The following is an 18604-nucleotide window of genomic DNA, read 5'->3' on the forward strand; positions in this document are numbered from 1 at the left end:
ATTAATGACCTTCTACACCTTTGCTAAAATGACGTTCTAAATATTTCAGTACAATTTCACTCACGGTTGTAATCGCTAAATACACAAACGCAACAGGAATGAAAAACAGAAACGGTTCATATGTTGTCATTGCCGCTTCTTTCGCTAATTTAACCATATCTGATAAACCGATAATCGACACGAGCGCGGTTGTTTTCACCAGCACTAACCAGTTGTTACCAATACCCGGTAGTGCAAAACGCATCATCTGTGGAAACATTACACGGCGGAACACTTGCCAATCTGACATGCCATAAGCGGTTGCAGCTTCCAATTGGCCTTTATCCACAGACAATAACGCACCACGGAACGTCTCGCCCATATAAGCGCCAAAAATGAAACCAATCGTCACCACACCAGCACTGAATTCATCGATATTGAAATACATACCATCTTCATAAAACGCAGATAATGTTAACCATCCTTGTTCGATATAAAATTCATTGATGGCATAGGTTTCATGTAATTCGTACAACCATTCCGAAAAATTATTGAGTCCGACTTGTAAGCCAAAATAAATCAGCATCATTAAGACCAAATCCGGCACGCCACGGACTAAGCTGGTATACGACACAGCTAATACAGAAGCAACTTTACCACCGGAATAACGTGCAACCGCGGTAATCAGACCGAGTAGCACTGCGATGATTAATGAAAAAATGGCGAGTTTAACGGTCAATATAGCGCCATTAAATATACCTGGCCCATAACCTTGGAGATCTAACATAACATTCCCAGAAAAGCAGTGAGCCCCTAGTCCTAGCTAATAGCCTTAACTAAGCGCCCATTTTTATCATAGATAAAGAGACTACATTTTAATACTGTAGCTGAAGTATTTAGCTTGGATAATTTCGTAAGTACCATCCGCTTTAATTTCTGCTAATACTTTATTGAACGTTGCTGCAAGTGATTTATCACGTTTACGCAGTGCAACACCCATGCCCTCACCCAGTTGGAATGTATCGCCAACAGCTGCATAAGCGCCTTTTTTCTCAGGGATAAGTAACGTGCTATCACCGACAGGGAAATCCAGTAATACCATGTCTAAACGACCGCCTTCAAGATCAAGTAATAAGTCACCACTGGTGTTATAGCGCTTAATTGTATTCTTGCTAGCATAATTATCGGTGACGTGTGTATCTTGAACTGTACCGCGCTGTACACCGATACGTAATTTTTTGAATGCGGTTTTATCTGCCACATCAAGTTTAAAGTCTGCCGCTGCAAACCAAGCGCTTGGTGTATTGTAGTAAGGTTCAGAGAAAAGAACCTTCTTCTTACGCGCGTCAGTGATCGACATTGAAGAGAAAATAGCATCGTATTTACGTGATAATAAACCAGGAATAATACCGTCCCAAGATTGTACAACCCAAGTACAATTCCAATTAGCGCGTTTACAAACTTCGTTACCTAAATCGATTTCAAAACCTGTTAGCTCACCATCAGGGGTTTTATATTCAAATGGTTTGTAAGGTGAATCAACACCTAAACGAACATCAGTCCATTCTTTTGCTATTACGGCTGAAGAAAGCAATAAGCTTGTTGCAATTACGCAGGCTAATTTTTTCATAAGTATTTCCCTATTATTATAATGAGATCAATCAATGATCTTGTGTTTGTAGTCGTTTTATTTTTATAGTTATATTTATATAATTCTGGTTTTATCATTACGCGAATGAATCGACTAGACGCTAATATTTGGGTGCTAAAAACTGCTGCACACGCTCTGATTTCGGGTTATCAAATAATTCTTTCGGATCGCCCTGCTCTTCGATTTGACCTTGGTGTAAGAATATAACTTTGGTCGATACATCGCGTGCAAATGCCATTTCGTGAGTAACCACCAACATGGTTCGGCCTTCTTCCGCTAGGCTTTGCATTACGCGTAAAACTTCACCGACCAATTCAGGGTCCAATGCGGAGGTTGGTTCATCAAATAGCAATACTTCCGGCTCTACAGCTAATGCACGGGCGATTGCCACACGCTGCTTTTGACCACCAGATAGCTGACTTGGGTAATAGTCTTTTCTTTCCCATAAACCAACTTTTTTCAGATATTGTTCTGCACTCGCCCTCGCGTCGCGACGAGAGAGTCCTAAAACATGAATAGGTGCTTCGATCACATTTTCAATGACCGTCATATGCGACCATAAATTAAAGCCTTGAAACACCATAGCGAGACGTGAACGAATACGTTGAACTTGTTTTTTATTCGCGATTAGTCTATTACCGTCGCGACCATCAATCATTTCGATTAATTCGCCATTTACGGATATGTCACCTGAAGTAGGCATTTCCAATAAATTAATACAACGTAAAAAGGTACTTTTACCAGAGCCTGATGAACCGATAATAGAGATTACATCACCTTTATTTGCAGTCAGATCGATACCTTTCAAGACTTCATTGTCACCAAATGATTTATGCAAATTTTTGATGTCTAATGTGGGACTGCTACTCATTCTATTCATCCTAAATACGATTTATAACAATTAAGAAATGCGCAATATTTAAATTCAAATTAACACCAAAGATTGCAACATAAATACAACATTAAACATACCAAATTAGTCATTCAGATAACATTAAAACGCCATAGTTTAGATTTAAAGACCACAAAGTGGTCACGTTGCAGTTTTATATTCTCCAACAACAAGAAATTTAACGTAAATAAATCTCAAAAGACAATATAGGACACTACCGCTATATTGGTATTTATGATTATTTACGTTACTTTAAACAGTTAATTAAACTTTTGTTTTATATTTAAAATAAAGTACATGTGAATACGCGATTACTGTAATTTAGTTACACCTAATTAGGGGTGTTCAAGTTTAAACAATCAAATTCCGTAATAAAAAAACACAAAATAGCATGAAATTGATCTAGATCACGTTACAAATACCACTAGTTAGGTAATAATAAGCATGAGTTATTTATTGAGGCTAAGTAATGAAAACAACAAACCCATTTGATGCAATCCTACCACCAGAACTGCTAAAAAAAGCAGAATCTATCGGTGTCGCAAAAGCAACTAAGGCCCCTAAACAAGCGTTCATGCTTGCGATTACTGCAGGTGTATTCATCTCCATTGCATTTGCCTTCTATACCACGGTAACAACAGGAACAACGGATGTTGCTTACGGTTTAAAAAAATTCATAGGGGGGTTTGCGTTTAGTCTTGGCCTACTACTTGTTGTTGTTTGTGGCGGCGAGCTATTTACTAGCTCAATCTTAACCATTATTGCCCGTGCGAATAACAAGATAACAACCGCACAACTCGCCAAAAACTGGGCAGTGGTCTACGTCGGTAACTTTATCGGCTGCCTCTTCTTTGTGGCGTTAATGATATTAGCTAAGCAGCACCTCGTCGCCGATGGCGCTTGGGGTCTAAATGCCATGAAGATTGCCCAGCACAAACTGCATCATACTTTTATTCAAGCGATCACGCTTGGCATCCTGGCCAACCTACTTGTTTGTCTTGGTGTCTGGATGAGTTTTGCCGCACGCTCTATTACCGATAAGTTTGTAGCCGTGGCATTACCTGTGAGTATGTTTGTCGCATCAGGTTACGAGCACAGTATCGCTAACATGTTTATGATCCCACTCGGGTATGTTATTGCGAACTTTTCAGGCCCTGAATTTTGGCTAGCAACCGGTGCGAACCCTGCAGACTTTACCGATTTAACGTTAACTAATTTTGTATTTAACAATCTTATCCCAGTCACCATCGGCAATATAATTGGTGGCGGATTACTGGTTGGTATGACGTACTGGATTATTTACTGCAAAAAAGAATCTTAATATCTGTTGTAAACACAGCAGATAACAAACTTTGAAATTTAATTTTTAGAATATTAATAGATTAGGTGAACTTATGACTGAACAAACAATATTTGATCAAGCGTGGCAAGGTTTTACAACTGGCGAATGGACTAACGACGTTAACCTACGTGACTTTATCCAGAAGAACTACACGGAATTTACAGGCGATGAGTCTTTCCTAGCCGATGCAACTGAAGCGACAGATACGCTTTGGAACAATGTGATGGAAGGCATTAAAATCGAAAACAGCACGCACGCGCCGCTTGATTTTGATACATCTTTGCCATCAACAATTACATCACATGCCGCTGGTTACATTGACCAAGGTTTGGAAACAATTGTTGGCCTACAAACTGAAAAACCATTAAAACGTGCAATCATCGCTAATGGCGGTATCCGTATGGTTGCAGGTTCTTGTAAAGCATATGGTAAAGAGCTTGATCCAGTAACAAACAAAATCTTCTCTGAATACCGTAAAACACACAACCAAGGTGTATTTGACGTTTACACAAGTGACATCATGAAATGTCGTAAGTCAGGTATCCTAACAGGTTTACCAGATGCATATGGCCGTGGTCGTATCATTGGTGATTACCGTCGTGTTGCTGTATACGGCATCGACTTCCTAATGAAAGACAAATTTGCACAACAAAAATCATTAGAAGCGAAGTTTTACTCAGGTGAAGACCTAGAAGCAACAATGCGTTTACGTGAAGAAATTTCAGAGCAGTACCGTGCACTAAACGACATCAAAACGATGGCAGCAACTTACGGTTTCGATATTTCAGGCCCAGCAACAAACGCAAAAGAAGCGATCCAGTGGACTTACTTCGGCTACCTAGCTGCAGTTAAATCACAAAATGGCGCAGCAATGAGCTTTGGTCGTGTAACAACGTTCCTAGATATCTACATTGAACGTGATTTACAAGCAGGTCTCATTACTGAGACTGACGCTCAAGAAATGATTGATCACCTAGTAATGAAACTACGTATGGTGCGTTTCCTACGTACACCTGAATACGATGAATTATTCTCTGGTGACCCAATCTGGGCAACAGAAACAATCGCTGGTATGGGTACAGATGGTCGTTCATTAGTAACTAAATCATCATTCCGTGTACTACATACACAATACACTATGGGTCCTTCACCAGAGCCAAACATCACTGTATTGTGGGCTGAAAACCTACCATTAAACTTCAAACGCTACTGTGCGAAAGTATCAATTGATACTTCATCAATCCAGTACGAAAATGATGATTTAATGCGTACCGACTTCGACAATGATGACTATGCAATTGCTTGTTGTGTATCACCAATGATTGTTGGTAAACAAATGCAGTTCTTCGGCGCACGTAGTAACCTTGCTAAAGCATTGTTATATACAATCAATGGCGGCGTAGATGAAAAACTGAAAATCCAAGTTGGTCCTAAATCAGACAAGATCACTGATGAAGTACTTAACTACGAAGATATCGCAGCACGTTTAGATAAGATGATGGATTGGTTAGCAACAACTTATGTTACTGCGCTTAACTCAATTCACTATTCACACGACAAATACTCGTATGAAGCATCACTAATGGCACTGCATGACCGCGACGTTGAACGTACAATGGCATGTGGTATCGCGGGTCTATCTGTTACTGCTGATTCACTTTCTGCAATCAAATTTGCAAAAGTGAAACCAATTCGTGACGAAGATGGTATTGCAATCGATTTTGAAATCGAAGGTGATTACCCTAAATTTGGTAACAACGATTCACGTGTTGATGATATCGCTTGTAGCCTAGTTGAAACCTTCATGAAGAAAGTATCTAGCCACAAAATGTACCGTGATGCGAAACCAACACAGTCAGTACTCACCATTACATCAAACGTTGTATACGGTAAGAAAACGGGTACTACACCAGACGGTCGTCCTGCTGGCGCACCATTCGCACCAGGTGCAAACCCAATGCATGGTCGTGATGAGAAAGGCGCAATCGCAGCCCTAACTTCAGTTGCAAAACTACCGTTTGAATACGCAAAAGATGGTATCTCTTATACTTTCTCTATCGTACCAAACGCACTGGGTAAAACAGACGATACTCGTCGTACTAACCTCGCTGGTTTAATGGATGGTTACTTCAAGCACAGCAGTGTAATTGAAGGTGGTCAGCACTTAAACGTAAATGTGATGGACCGTTCAATGTTGTTAGACGCTGTTAAGCACCCTGAAAAATACCCACAACTGACCATTCGTGTGTCTGGTTACGCAGTACGTTTCAACTCGCTAACACCTGAACAGCAGCAAGATGTAATCACACGTACATTCCAACAGTCATTCTAAGACTGACGAGAATTACACTATAAAATATAACAATTGTTTGTTTTTATAGTAGAAAGACACAAAAGCCTTACACCTGTAAGGCTTTTGTATTTATAATGATCGTATAGCCCTACTTTTTGGACATATTATGCCGCTTATTAAACCTATTGATTCTACCGAGTTGTGTAGCACAGTAGGACGCATTCATTCTACCGAATCTTGTGGCACAGTTGATGGCCCTGGCATCCGTTTCATCGTCTTCATGCAAGGCTGTTTAATGCGTTGTCAATATTGCCATAACCGTGATTCATGGGACCTACATGCTGGTACAGAAACCACCGTCGATGAATTAATTCGTGAACTGATTTCATACAAGGCCTTTATGCAAGCAACGGGGGGTGGTGTCACTGCATCCGGTGGCGAAGCAATGCTACAACCTGAATTTGTGCGTGATTTTTTCGCTGCGGCCCAAGCCCAAGACGTTAATACCTGCTTAGATACCAACGGCTATATTCGTAAATACACAGATGTCATTGATGAAGTACTCGATGTATCTGATTTAGTCATGCTAGATCTAAAGCACATGAACGACAAAATCCATCAGAAATTAGTTGGTGTTAGCAATAAACGTACCCTCGAGTTTGCCGAATATTTAGCAAAACGTAATCAAAAAACATGGATACGTTATGTTGTGGTACCCGGTTATACCGATGATGATGCATCAGCGCATCAACTTGGTCAGTTTATTCAACATATGGATAATATTGAAAAAGTAGAATTGCTGGCTTATCACGAATTAGGCTTGCATAAATGGAAAACAATGGGCTTTGATTACCCTCTTGATGGTGTTGCCCCACCAAGTAAAGACACCATGGACCGCATTAAAAATATCTTATTAGAATACAAAGATAATGTGATGTATTAATCGCCCAAACAGCATTCTATTGCAAACCGATCCTAGCTCTATGCTATGATCGGTTTTTTGTTTTAGCCTTTTGCTAACCTTATATAAGAATAACGAGATCACATGAACTACCTTTGCCCTATCTGCGCACGCCCTTTATCCGCACAAGACAAAAGCCTCACTTGCGATCAACGCCATCAATTTGATCTAGCAAAAGAAGGCTACGTTAACCTATTGCCTGTGCAAAACAAAAAATCAAAGAATCCTGGCGACAACAAAGAGATGATGCAAGCGCGTCGTGAGTTTCTTGACCAAGGCTTTTATCAATCACTATCAGACAAGGTCAATAGCATTGCTCAGCAAGCGCTAACGGCTGTCAACGCACCAAACATCCTCGACTTAGGCTGTGGCGAAGGGTATTACACCCACCGCTTAGCGCAGGCTATGGCGATTCATAATGATGCTAATACAACGCCACAAATCGCAGGACTCGATATTTCTAAATCAGCGATCCGTTATGCAGCAAAACGTTATAAAACGATCAGTTTTTGTGTGGCAAGTGCTTACAACACTCCATTCGCGGATGCGAGCCAAGACTTGGTGACGCGTATTTATGCACCATCACAAGATGCTGAACTGGCCCGTATAATCAAAACAGAGGGTTACTTACTCACAGTGACTCCAGCTGCCGAGCATTTATTTGAGCTAAAGCAAAAGATTTACCAAACCCCTGAAAAACACGACATGAAGATTGAAGATATTGCCGGGTTTGAACTGATTGAACAGCAACGTTTAACCGACCAGATCACCCTGACGCAAGCAAAAGACAGTAAGAACTTATTAGAAATGACACCATTAGCGTGGAAGATGAGTGACGAACAAAAAGCAGAGATATATGCGGCAGATTTAACCCTAACGCTCGACTTTAATATCACGCTTTATAAACGCACTGCGTAGTTTTTCTAACGCCCTCGCCGTTTAAAAGACAAAAAAATACCGATATTAGCTTTAATATCGGTATTAAGAATTATCGGAATAAAGTGTAATCGTGTATTACTTAACCATAAACGCTTTATCCATTCGCTTAAATGCATTTTCTAAAATATCAGCCAATTCACTGTAATGTGGCTTTTTCACTGCGGGCTCAAGATCACAACCTTGCGTTACTAGCCCTTGATAAAGTTCATGATACCAATTTGCTAGTGACACGGGTAATAACTCGCTCGAACGTTTACCTAACCAGAACACACCTTGCATCGGTAGCGTAATAAGTAATAATGCAACCGCAATACTCGCTGGTAGCTGCTGTATATCACCATATAGATACTGCATCATCACAGTTAAAATCGCTAATGGCGGCATAGTCTTAAAGCCAAGTTTCGTGGCGGCAATAACTCTATTCTCAGGAAAAAGTGCGGCCAGTTCTTTTTTCATCGGCCAGCGCTGCATATAATGTTGACCTTTATAAAGCGTATCTGTAAACACACTCATCAGCATCCCCCTAATAGATTGAAATTTTCTATATCCCCAACCATACACCATGTCATAGTGCAGGTAAAATACTATATAGATGTTAAGCTAATGCTCTAGATCAACATTATTATAAATATACTTTGAGATATCGTCTCATTGCAAGTAAACTATGAGGCAGTTAACACTTTAAGGGAAAATGTGAGTGACATGACTCACAGTTTTAAAAAGTCGTCATTTCTTTAAGATGGATACTTAGTAACGAACATTAGTCGTACCCAATACGATTTCGTACGTAAAAATGACAGTGTCAGCCAATTTAGTAAGCACAGATATATTTCTCTGCTTTAATAAAGATACGATACCTAAGCCAATATCGCTAGGATTGTTATCAGTTATTTTATTGATTATTTCATAATAGGTTTTTACGCATGAATAAACTCGTTCTAGTTCTAAACTGTGGTAGCTCTTCTCTTAAATTTGCAGTTCTTGATTCAGTATCTGGTGATGAAAAATTATCAGGTCTTGCTGAATGCTTTAATTTAGACAACGCACGTATCAAGTGGAAACTTGACGGCAATAAAGGCACAGCCGATCTAGGCGCAGGCGCTTCACATAAAGAAGCTGTAGCATACATCGTAAATAACATTCTTAAAGACCAAAAAGAAATGAGCGACGCAATCGTTGCGATCGGTCATCGTGTTGTACACGGCGGCGAAAAATTCACTTCATCAGTAATCATTGATGATTCAGTAATGCAAGGTATCGAAGACTGTGCAACATTAGCACCGCTTCATAACCCAGCTCACCTAATCGGTATCCGTGCTGCACAAGCTGCATTCCCAACGCTTCCACAAGTTGCTGTATTTGATACTGCGTTCCACCAGACTATGCCTGAAAAAGCATACCTATACGCACTACCGTACAAACTATACCGCGAAAATGGCATCCGTCGTTACGGCATGCACGGTACTAGTCACCTATTCATCGGTCGTGAAGCAGCTGCTCTTCTAGGTCAAAAAGTTGAAGAAACTAACATCATCAACTGTCACCTAGGTAACGGCGCATCAATCTGTGCAATTAAAGATGGTAAATCAGTAGACACAAGCATGGGTATGACTCCACTTGAAGGTCTAGTAATGGGTACACGTAGTGGTGATCTTGACCCAAGCATCATCAACCACCTTGTTACACAGTGTAACTACACACTTGCAGAAGTGAACAGCATGCTAAACAACGAAAGTGGTTTACTAGGTGTGTCTGAAATTTCTAGCGATTGCCGTGCTATCGAAGATGGTTATGCAGAAAAACAAGCTGGCGCAGTTCGAGCAATGGAACTTTCTTGCTACCGTCTAGCTAAATACATCGCTTCATACGCAGCTGCTTTAGGCCGTATTGACGCTATCGTATTTACTGGTGGTATCGGTGAAAACTCTGACGTTATCCGTGCATTAGTATTAAACCAACTTTCTATCTTCGGTATCGAAGTTGACGATGCAGCGAATACAGCAGCACGTTTTGGTTCTGAAGGTACAATTACTACAGCAAATAGTAAAATTAAAGCTATGGTTATTTCGACTAATGAAGAACTTGTTATTGCACAAGATGCAGTAAGCTTAATCAGCTAAGACTGTTCGCTAAATAAGTTTCATTTTTAAATAAGGAAGGTGTAACCGCACCTTTCTTTCTTCTCAATCCCAATATAAGGGGACGCTAGTGGCTCGCACTATAATGCTTATCCCAGTTGGCGTAGGCGTAGGCGTAACTTCTGTTAGTCTAGGTATGGTTCGTGCGTTTGAACGCAACGGCCTAAACGTTAACTTTTTCAAACCTGTAGCTCAACCTCGCCAAGGCGAAAAAGGTCCAGAGTTATCAACTGAAATTATCCGTCAAGGAACGAATGCATCACCTGCAACGCCGTTCACTTTATCACACGCTGAAAAATTAATCGGTGCTGGTAAAACTGACGTACTTCTTGAAGATATCGTTGAGCGTTTCGAATCACACATGGTTGATGCTGAAATCGTTGTTGTTGAAGGTCTAGTACCAACATCAAAACAACCATTTGCTAACAGCGTAAACTACAACATCGCGAAAGCACTTGATGCTGAAATGGTATTTGTGGCTAACCCAGGCACAGATTCTTCAGAACAGCTTAAAGATCGTTTAGAAATCGCTTGCTCGAACTTCGGTGGCAGCAAAAACAAACGTATCATTGGTTGTGTGATCAACAAAGTTGGCGCACCACTTGATGAAGCTGGTCGTAGCCGTCCAGATCTTGCAGAAATGTTTGAAGCAAACTCAGGTAATGCTAGCCATAACCTAGAAGTGCTACAAGTATTTGGCAAAAGCCCAATGCCAATCCTTGGTTGTATCCCTTGGAGCGCAGAGCTAATTGCACCACGTGCAAAAGATCTTGCTAACCACTTAAAAGCTGAAATCTTAAACGAAGGCGAACTAGAAGAACGTCGTCTACTAGGTATCACTTTCTGTGCACGTTCGATTCCAAACATGCTTGAGCACTTCCGTCCAGGTGGCTTATTAGTTACTTCTGGCGATCGTGCAGACGTTATCGTTGCTGCATGTCTTGCTGCAATGAACGGCGTTAAAATTGGCGCATTACTATTAACTGGTGATGCTCGTCCAGACGAAAGCGTATTAAAACTTTGTCAACAAGCGATGGCAACTGGTCTACCGATCATGTTGACTACAACGAATACTTGGCAGACTGCATTAACGCTTCAAAACTTCAATCTTGATATCCCTGCAGATGACAAACAACGCATCGAAGCAGTTCAAGAATACATCGCAAGTCACATCGACAAGCAATGGATTGAAACGTTAACAGTTGGTACTAAACGTACTCGTCGTTTATCACCGCCTGCATTCCGTTACCAGTTAACTGAATTAGCGCGTCAAGCGAAGAAACGTGTTGTACTACCTGAAGGTGAAGAGCCACGTACAATTGAAGCAGCTAACATCTGTGCTGAACGCGGTATCGCGATTCCAGTACTTGTTGGTAACCCAGCTGAAATTAAACGTGTTGCAGAAAGCCAAGGTATCGTACTTTCTGACGGCGTTGAAATCGTAGATCCAGTAACATGTGTTGAAAAATTTGTTGCTCCTATGGTTGAACTACGTAAAGCGAAAGGCCTTACAGAAGTAGTTGCACGTGAACAGTTACAAGACAACGTTGTACTAGCAACTATGATGCTAGAACAAAACGAAGTTGATGGTCTTGTATCTGGTGCCGTTCATACGACAGCAAACACAATCCGTCCAGCACTACAGTTGATCAAAACTGCACCGGGTTCAAACCTAGTGTCTTCGATCTTCTTCATGTTGCTACCTGATCAAGTGTTAGTGTACGGTGATTGTGCAATTAACCCAGATCCAAATGCTTCTCAACTGGCTGACATCGCGATTCAATCTGCTGATTCTGCTAAAGCATTCGGTATTGATCCTCGCGTTGCTATGATCTCTTACTCAACTGGTTCATCTGGCCAAGGTAGTGATGTAGAGAAAGTACGTGAAGCAACTAAAATCGCACAAGAACGTCGTCCTGATCTAATCATCGACGGTCCATTACAGTACGATGCTGCTATCATGGAAAATGTTGCGAAAAGCAAAGCGCCAAACAGCCCTGTTGCTGGTAAAGCGACTGTATTTGTATTCCCAGATCTTAATACTGGTAACACAACTTACAAAGCGGTACAGCGTTCTGCAAACCTAATCTCTATTGGTCCAATGCTGCAAGGCATGCGTAAACCAGTAAATGATTTATCACGTGGCGCATTAGTAGACGATATCGTTTACACAATCGCACTTACAGCGATTCAATCTAAGCAATTAACGTCTTAGTCTGAAAACCTGATAAACGTGTATTAAGGCTCCCTCGGGAGCCTTTTTTATTACCTTAAGCAACTGAAAAACAAAAACTTAAACAATTTAACGTCCATAAACTGACCACGCATCAACTAATCATCACCTACTTCGTAGGATTTATTTTCAAGCCTATTTAAAATAAATCATGTAATTGATTTTATTGTAATTTCAATTGATTTAAAAGGGGATGTTCACTTTCAAAATGATTATGGATAGATCTAACAATAATATACATATCAATTACCCTTGTTATATAATGGCGACAACACTTAAGTTCGAGTAACAAGTACTTGGATAAAAAAGGTATATATTGTATTTTAAACATGCCGATATGAGTGAATTAAATCGAGTTTCAACTCCCCCCTCCCCCCGCTGCAGTATCAAACAACCTTCGTATTTACACCACTTTATACTGCCCAGCCGAACTACCACCCGGCACCACAACCAATGCATTAGCAGTGACCTCATCAACAACCGCATTGGCAATGGCCTGTGCTAATACTGATGCTTGGGCATGTTCACCACTGATAACAATACCTCCTTTAACCATCTCCGCTTCAATCTTACTTTTTAGTGCTGATTTACTTAATGCCATATTATTTCCCTGCAAAAACGGTAGTGGAGCCATCAACGTGTGGTTTACCAGTGAATGGACAAATACTTGCGCAAGTGATCACGCCTGAACCACCATTTAATTTAATCGTGTCTGCATCTTGCGTGATATTTTTTGCTTTAATTACCTGGTCTTTTTTTATCGTGATAGTTTGCTGGCCGTTAATTGTTAATGTGTCGTTCTGTTCGATTGTATGAATACGGTCTTTTAATACGGTTAACTGGTCATTTAAGCCGACCACAATATCGCGTAACTGCCCGATGATTTGCACCTGATCGCCACTATTCACCAAATGCAGATTGGCTAATGAGCCCAGGGTAATATCATCACCCGCCATCACTTCAAAGCCGCCTAATGTTTCAATGAGTTTTTGACCTGCGATATTCTCTTTACTGTGCTGCTCAACATTTATTTCATGACTACCGAACTGTGCTAAATAACGATCGGCTTGCTGCAGCTCTCCAAATGCGCGACTCTCTTTCTTTTGGTCTGTGGCATCAGTTTTATTGCCGGCGGCATCGATGCGATCAAATACTTCATCACGTTGCTGCTGCAGTTGTTCGCCTGGTTCTATATTTGGCAATGACCAAGCATCACCCAATACAGTGCGGATAAACGGTTTATCACTACGGCCATAAGCAAAAGCAACTTCGACAAGCGTACCTTCAGTTGGCATCGCCAATAAACCTTGCTCATTACCGCCAAACATCACCGGCAGTGATACAGCTTTATACAATGGTACTTTCACATCATCGCGGCCATCTTCATCTAATAACTGAATATCAACAGCAAAGCGTGGTCTAAACGGATTATGCTCATCACCGGCTTGTGCTTTATCCGTTACATTAATAACCCGGGCAAAACGTGGTAAGTGGTGACCTGCAGCAAGTTCAGGAAATAGAAACTGCAGCTTTCTTTTTTCTGCGGGTTCTTTTTCTCCGGTTTGCCAGTACAGCGTCATTTGGTTTGCTTGAAATTCAACACGGTTTAAGCGCTTACCATTAATGATCACACCAGGGCGAACCGATGGCATGACCGCTAATGTCATGCTGTTACCGCCCTTTTGCTCTTCGCTTAATTCATTGGGAATAGTAACCAGCTTAGTTGACCAACGGCTATCAGCATAACTGCCAATAAAGATGGTGCCATCGGTTTGTTGGTACCAGCAAAAATCATCAACTGAAAATGCACGACCTAGGTTATTCATTAACTGATAGCCGGTGCCTTGCGAGGTGAAATTAGCAATACGTTTAGTGATGTAATCAGCATCATTAGGTAATACGAATTGTAAGCCGGTATCAAAACTCAATTGCTCAACAATCTCACTTAATGTCGGATGCTGAATACTAACAGGCCAACGCGCGGCCAATATACCCGCGCGTTCCCTGGCAATAATTCGGGTATAGCCATTTTCTGCTGGCTGAGCTTTGGTAATGAAACCATCAAAGTAATGCTTCATATCACCTTGATAACCAATATCAAATTGCACCAATTGTTTCGCGGTCACTTCACCTTTAACAATAAATGTCGCTCGACCACCTGCAGACAATTCAAAAATTATATGTTCATAACTCAATGGGTATGCGATGCCATCAATCAATATGCGTTTATCTAATTTCATGCTAACCACTCATCAACTTGACTTAATATCTGGGCAAACCCTGTTAGTTCTGGCTCTTGCTCTGCAGGCTGGTTAATCGTTGCAGGGTGCGGCTTTGCTGTCACTACATTAGTATTATCAGTCGCAGTCGTTGCACCTTGCGGTTGTTTCTCTGCCTCTCTCGCTGCTTTCACTTCCGGTACCGATAAATACTCTCGCAGTGTAAAACTCACTTTCCAAGCCATTAAGTTTTCTTGTTCGTCCGCTTGCACCCGACCAGTGAAGCGTACCTGACGAATTTTCATTGCTTTGGCCAGCTCATTACCAATACGGTAAATTTTACGCTTACCGTCCTCGGTCTGTTGTGCCAACGTAGTTAAACGGTTTAAGTCCGCTACGCTTTTAAATGCTATTAAGCCAGTGACCGCCATCACTTTGCCTTTTGTACCCTGCTCTGCAGTATCCGTTGTCGCGCTTTGACCACTCATATCGGATTCTTTTAATTCCATGCTTAAGTTAATACGCGGTGATTTTAGCGGGATGATTTCAGCATCTAAGGCAATTTGGGTCATGCGAATAACTCCAATAAAAAGGTTAATGGCGACGTACTAATAAACAAGGCTGCAAAGGTGTAAGTATGATCATGACCAGGCATGGATGATTGCGCTAAGCGAGTGCTTATCACACTGGCATTACCTGTAGCCGAAAACTGATAAATCGACACATTGCTGTTTTTTAATTGATTCAGGGCATCATGCCAGGTAGTTAATTGCGCATTACGTTTACCCGCTACCGCCTGCAGCTTTTGCACCGGTGTTTGCTTATCGCCGGCAATGCTTTCTAGTTGAGCAACTTGCCCGCCCTGGTACTGCAACACTTGGCGTAGAGGATCAACATTTATCGGCGCCAGAGGTTTAAACCTCGGTTGCACAATAGGTAACGGTTTAATTAATTTAGATTGTGCTTGGCCTAGAGCTTGATTACAGCGTCTTGCAACTAGGCCCAGTTCGGGAATAGGCAATACATTACAGAGCTGTTGGCAATGCAGCGCAAAGTCATTCATATTCTTTTCAGCAATCATAATTCCTTGCACAAACAAGTCACCAGCAGGTAAATAATCATCTTGAACATCGATAAGTTTATTCGCCAACGTCTGCACAGCCACCGGCGCGGAAAGGTGATCACCATTATCATTTTTGCTGCCGACCTGATGCTGGTATGGATGCACACACAATATTTGTCCCTGGACTAATAGCGCTTCAAGTTGTAGCCGATTCGCTAATAGTGATTCGGCATCATTACTAAGTGGGTGACGCGCGAACGCCACCTTATTTTCAATCGCCTTAACGTTATTAATGGCGCTATCCATTACGCCATTAACTTGATTTAATACCGATTCACTACTGGTTTGAATGGCCTGTGCTGAGCCTGGCCATTGGTGTGAAGCTAGTTGCCAAGTCATATAAGCCCCGATAATACTGGGCGTTCAACAAATGGGAAAATTTCCACACTTGGGTAATCGCTGAGTAGCTTTCTATCTTGTAACAACTGGTTGTATTGCTCTGCCGTAAACGGTGAAGTTCTTAGCTCTGCAGGGTAGTTTTGGTCTTTCTCGTATTGGTCGATACGGTTAAGGACTTTAATGAGCTCACTGTCACGCCAGTTAATTTCTGTAAACTGTGCTTTATCTTTCGCTACGAGAGGATTGTCCCCCTCAATAACTTCGCCGTTTACCAGTAACAGTCGTTCTAAAACTAGATGATTAGGAACTGGTAAATGATAATTTGTCTTTTTACCCTCTAAACTTGTTGCCGCTTTACAAGTGGTTTCAAGACCGACAATATATCCATCTTCAATGTATGCTTTCTTTTCCATCAAATTGCCACCCTATAAATACGCAAAGATTGAGAGAAAGTCCCTGCTGAAGCTGTTATAAGCAAAGTAAGTTTTGTTCCGATTCGATTGAAATATGCGAGGTTGTCAAAATCATTATTATTGTCATAAGCAAAATGGTTGGTGGAATAATCTTTATTCTCCAAGTAAATCTCTACATAACCTGCCGACGTTCCGTATACTCTAACGAGTCCGGTAAAGTTCGCCGGAAGCGTGACCTCTAATGTCTGTGAATAATACCCTGTAGAACCTTGAATAGAACTATCGAAAAACAGCACTTGTTTTTCGTTCATTGCTTCCTGTGCTTTCTTAAATGCCGCATTAGCCATTGCAGCAGTCGCATAGTACTCAGGGCTTGTATTATTGACATCACTTGTTGCAGGGAAGTTGTTTACTTGGTCTAAATCAACATCTTCTTTCCCTGGTTTGTTTTCTGGTGAGTAAACGCGTTGCCCGTTGTCATAAAGATGCCCACTGTCTCTATTTGTAAAACGTGGGTATATCGTTTGATTACATTTAACTATTGCATCGGCATACGTTAATACAGGATATATTTTATTATCTATTGATTTGTAATCAGTTAGGTTCACTATCAAACTACTTGATGTACCATAAGATGACGTAAAATAATATTCAGCAGTACCACCTCGTAACCATACAACCATACCGCTAGCGGAAAGCTCCATCCCACCAACCATTTCGCTATAAGTTTCACTAAATTCGATCACTCGAAACTGCTTATCATTTCCTCCCCACCCTGTATCACCAGTGGCTTGCCAGTTAAATGTTAACCCGCCCTTGTGAGTAGAGTTATACCAAGTGTTAGGTGCCTGAGCTGAATATAGTCGACTAATATGAAAATCTGCCCACTGGTAATTGCTACCCGCTACAATCAGCACAGGGTAATACTTGTCTGCATCCCCGTGCACCATAAACGACTTAGCACACGGTAAAATGCCACGTTTCCACCATGTTGCACTTTTCGCATCAAACAGTTTCGTATCTGCTGATGCATCTGACTTATTCAATTTAGTTGCAAGCCCTGTTGAAAGCGCTTTTTCCGTTACAACGAGCGTGTCACTATCACCATCATATTTATTTGAAAAGAATGCTTTAATACCGCGCCAGAACTGCGGCAAATTTACATGTTTATCTGCAGAACTGTTGTTATCAATATCACTGTTAGTCGCAGCATTATCTTTACGCTCTAACGCAGGTGTGCCACCGATAAAACGGCAGTCAAATACATCGCCAGCGCTGTTTATATCTGCCAATTTTGTAACGTAGTGCTGCAACCCTGTGCTATCCACATAGTCTATTAATGCTTGCGTAGATGCTTTAATGCTGACCACCGTTTGCCACTGACTGGTTAACCCACCTTGCCAACTAGCATCAAGATAAATACCCATGGAATTGGCTACGCCACTGATAATTATTTCAGCTGATGTATGACAACGTAGTCCACCGACATAACCCGTGCCTTGTTTGGTTTTATAACTACTGCCAGATTTGATCACCTGGTAACCATTCGCCAAAAATGCTGCATGACCATAAAGGTCAATATTGGCTAAACGCTCTGCTTCATCCATTCCAAACAAACGTGCAGTGAAATCAATCTGCCATGTTGACGCATCAACATCGATGTTAGTTAAACCTTTGGCATCGCTATAGCTCATCATGATAGAGCGCGTTACTGAATTACCATTTTGTACACCCAGCACGGTTTTCAATTTATGCACTGTTGGTATATGACTAATGGCGGCGATAACACCCGATACTTTATTGCGTAAACCAATCCAGTTAAAATCAAAGTCACCAATTCGCGTATCCATAAGCAATGAGTACACTACCGCATTCGGATTAACATAACCGGCTTGACTCACATCAGCCACAAGTACGATCTGCGCTTGTGGTGGTAATCCCTCATTACGGTCAATAGGCAGGGATGCATCTTGGTTTGGTACATTAGCTAACACAAATTCATCCAGTTCAACCGGCGCGGCAATCGCTTCTTGTTGTGCTTTATATTGTTCAAACGCTAATGTAATAATGGTTTGTGACATG

Annotated in this window: 16 protein-coding genes; 6 read left to right on the top strand and 10 right to left on the bottom strand. The window is 41.3% G+C overall.

From position 1 onward, the window contains the following. Nucleotide 1: 1 nt before the first annotated feature. From HWV01_RS15865 to HWV01_RS15875, 3 genes are all read right to left on the bottom strand, one after another. Entirely contained in the window at nt 2-766 is a 765-nt protein-coding gene (locus HWV01_RS15865) for an ABC transporter permease (RefSeq protein WP_067048177.1), read from the bottom strand. Between the two features lie 81 nt (nt 767-847). After that, complete coding sequence (locus tag HWV01_RS15870; protein WP_211672460.1) at nt 848-1609, bottom strand: transporter substrate-binding domain-containing protein; 762 nt, start codon at nt 1607-1609, stop codon at nt 848-850. A 121-nt stretch (nt 1610-1730) separates the two neighbouring features. Next, nucleotides 1731-2501, bottom strand: coding sequence for an ABC transporter ATP-binding protein (locus HWV01_RS15875; RefSeq protein ID WP_211672461.1), 771 nt, complete (start codon nt 2499-2501; stop codon nt 1731-1733). Nucleotides 2502-2991: 490 nt separating this feature from the next. Here HWV01_RS15875 and focA point away from each other — a divergent pair, with 490 nt between their 5' ends. The 4 genes from focA to rlmA all read left to right on the top strand — a co-directional run bounded on the left by focA (nt 2992) and on the right by rlmA (nt 8036). After that, nucleotides 2992-3843 (top strand): formate transporter FocA, encoded by an 852-nt coding sequence (focA, locus tag HWV01_RS15880; protein ID WP_211672462.1) that lies wholly within the window; start codon nt 2992-2994, stop codon nt 3841-3843. A 73-nt stretch (nt 3844-3916) separates the two neighbouring features. Continuing rightward, nucleotides 3917-6196, top strand: coding sequence for a formate C-acetyltransferase (pflB, locus tag HWV01_RS15885; RefSeq protein WP_211672463.1), 2280 nt, complete (start codon nt 3917-3919; stop codon nt 6194-6196). 127 nt (nt 6197-6323) lie between these two features. Further along, nucleotides 6324-7100: a pyruvate formate lyase 1-activating protein gene (pflA, locus tag HWV01_RS15890; protein WP_211672464.1), complete on the top strand. Its 777-nt coding sequence runs from the start codon at nt 6324-6326 to the stop codon at nt 7098-7100. Between the two features lie 102 nt (nt 7101-7202). After that, the gene (rlmA, locus tag HWV01_RS15895; RefSeq protein ID WP_211672465.1) at nt 7203-8036 is read left to right on the top strand and encodes a 23S rRNA (guanine(745)-N(1))-methyltransferase; all 834 of its coding nucleotides are present in this window, start codon (nt 7203-7205) and stop codon (nt 8034-8036) included. A 96-nt stretch (nt 8037-8132) separates the two neighbouring features. Here the strand turns inward: rlmA and yfbV are convergent, their stop codons facing one another. After that, complete coding sequence (gene yfbV, locus HWV01_RS15900; protein WP_211672466.1) at nt 8133-8570, bottom strand: terminus macrodomain insulation protein YfbV; 438 nt, start codon at nt 8568-8570, stop codon at nt 8133-8135. 410 nt (nt 8571-8980) lie between these two features. On the opposite strand from yfbV, the gene HWV01_RS15905 reads away from it, so the two are divergent. Further along, entirely contained in the window at nt 8981-10177 is a 1197-nt protein-coding gene (locus tag HWV01_RS15905; protein WP_211672467.1) for an acetate kinase, read from the top strand. Between the two features lie 103 nt (nt 10178-10280). After that, a complete protein-coding gene (pta, locus tag HWV01_RS15910; protein ID WP_211675884.1) occupies nt 10281-12410 on the top strand; it encodes a phosphate acetyltransferase in 2130 nt (709 codons plus the stop codon). 421 nt (nt 12411-12831) lie between these two features. Here pta and HWV01_RS15915 read toward each other — a convergent pair whose 3' ends face one another. The 6 genes from HWV01_RS15915 to HWV01_RS15940 are packed head-to-tail and all read right to left on the bottom strand — an operon-like array spanning nt 12832 to nt 18603. Then, nucleotides 12832-13029 carry a hypothetical protein gene (locus HWV01_RS15915; RefSeq protein WP_211672468.1) on the bottom strand — a complete coding sequence of 66 codons (198 nt, stop codon included), beginning with the start codon at nt 13027-13029 and terminating at the stop codon, nt 12832-12834. 1 nt (nt 13030) lies between these two features. Beyond that, nucleotides 13031-14668 (bottom strand): hypothetical protein, encoded by a 1638-nt coding sequence (locus HWV01_RS15920; protein WP_211672469.1) that lies wholly within the window; start codon nt 14666-14668, stop codon nt 13031-13033. Further along, on the bottom strand, nt 14665-15219 hold the full coding sequence (locus tag HWV01_RS15925) for a hypothetical protein (protein ID WP_211672470.1): 555 nt from the start codon (nt 15217-15219) through the stop codon (nt 14665-14667). Before HWV01_RS15925 ends, HWV01_RS15920 begins: the two co-directional genes overlap by 4 nt. Beyond that, nucleotides 15216-16109, bottom strand: coding sequence for a hypothetical protein (locus tag HWV01_RS15930; RefSeq protein ID WP_211672471.1), 894 nt, complete (start codon nt 16107-16109; stop codon nt 15216-15218). The genes HWV01_RS15925 and HWV01_RS15930 overlap by 4 nt, the downstream gene beginning before the upstream one ends. Further along, on the bottom strand, nt 16106-16522 hold the full coding sequence (locus HWV01_RS15935) for a hypothetical protein (RefSeq protein ID WP_211672472.1): 417 nt from the start codon (nt 16520-16522) through the stop codon (nt 16106-16108). Before HWV01_RS15935 ends, HWV01_RS15930 begins: the two co-directional genes overlap by 4 nt. Further along, the gene (locus HWV01_RS15940; RefSeq protein WP_211672473.1) at nt 16522-18603 is read right to left on the bottom strand and encodes a phage tail protein; all 2082 of its coding nucleotides are present in this window, start codon (nt 18601-18603) and stop codon (nt 16522-16524) included. Before HWV01_RS15940 ends, HWV01_RS15935 begins: the two co-directional genes overlap by 1 nt. Nucleotide 18604 lies beyond the last annotated feature (1 nt).

It is taken from the genome of Moritella sp. 5 (genome assembly GCF_018219455.1).
In the GTDB taxonomy this organism is placed as follows: Bacteria; Pseudomonadota; Gammaproteobacteria; order Enterobacterales; family Moritellaceae; genus Moritella.

Bases quoted from the DNA above. Each gene is read 5' to 3' on its own strand.
- pflA (WP_211672464.1), top strand. From the start codon at position 6,324: ATGCCGCTTATTAAACCTATTGATTCTACCGAGTTGTGTAGCACAGTA.
- HWV01_RS15870 (WP_211672460.1), bottom strand. From the start codon at position 1,609: ATGAAAAAATTAGCCTGCGTAATTGCAACAAGCTTATTGCTTTCTTCA.
- HWV01_RS15875 (WP_211672461.1), bottom strand. From the start codon at position 2,501: ATGAGTAGCAGTCCCACATTAGACATCAAAAATTTGCATAAATCATTT.
- HWV01_RS15915 (WP_211672468.1), bottom strand. From the start codon at position 13,029: ATGGCATTAAGTAAATCAGCACTAAAAAGTAAGATTGAAGCGGAGATG.
- yfbV (WP_211672466.1), bottom strand. From the start codon at position 8,570: ATGAGTGTGTTTACAGATACGCTTTATAAAGGTCAACATTATATGCAG.
- rlmA (WP_211672465.1), top strand. From the start codon at position 7,203: ATGAACTACCTTTGCCCTATCTGCGCACGCCCTTTATCCGCACAAGAC.
- focA (WP_211672462.1), top strand. From the start codon at position 2,992: ATGAAAACAACAAACCCATTTGATGCAATCCTACCACCAGAACTGCTA.
- HWV01_RS15905 (WP_211672467.1), top strand. From the start codon at position 8,981: ATGAATAAACTCGTTCTAGTTCTAAACTGTGGTAGCTCTTCTCTTAAA.
- pta (WP_211675884.1), top strand. From the start codon at position 10,281: ATGCTTATCCCAGTTGGCGTAGGCGTAGGCGTAACTTCTGTTAGTCTA.
- HWV01_RS15935 (WP_211672472.1), bottom strand. From the start codon at position 16,522: ATGGAAAAGAAAGCATACATTGAAGATGGATATATTGTCGGTCTTGAA.
- HWV01_RS15940 (WP_211672473.1), bottom strand. From the start codon at position 18,603: ATGTCACAAACCATTATTACATTAGCGTTTGAACAATATAAAGCACAA.
- pflB (WP_211672463.1), top strand. From the start codon at position 3,917: ATGACTGAACAAACAATATTTGATCAAGCGTGGCAAGGTTTTACAACT.
- HWV01_RS15920 (WP_211672469.1), bottom strand. From the start codon at position 14,668: ATGAAATTAGATAAACGCATATTGATTGATGGCATCGCATACCCATTG.
- HWV01_RS15930 (WP_211672471.1), bottom strand. From the start codon at position 16,109: ATGACTTGGCAACTAGCTTCACACCAATGGCCAGGCTCAGCACAGGCC.
- HWV01_RS15865 (WP_067048177.1), bottom strand. From the start codon at position 766: ATGTTAGATCTCCAAGGTTATGGGCCAGGTATATTTAATGGCGCTATA.
- HWV01_RS15925 (WP_211672470.1), bottom strand. From the start codon at position 15,219: ATGACCCAAATTGCCTTAGATGCTGAAATCATCCCGCTAAAATCACCG.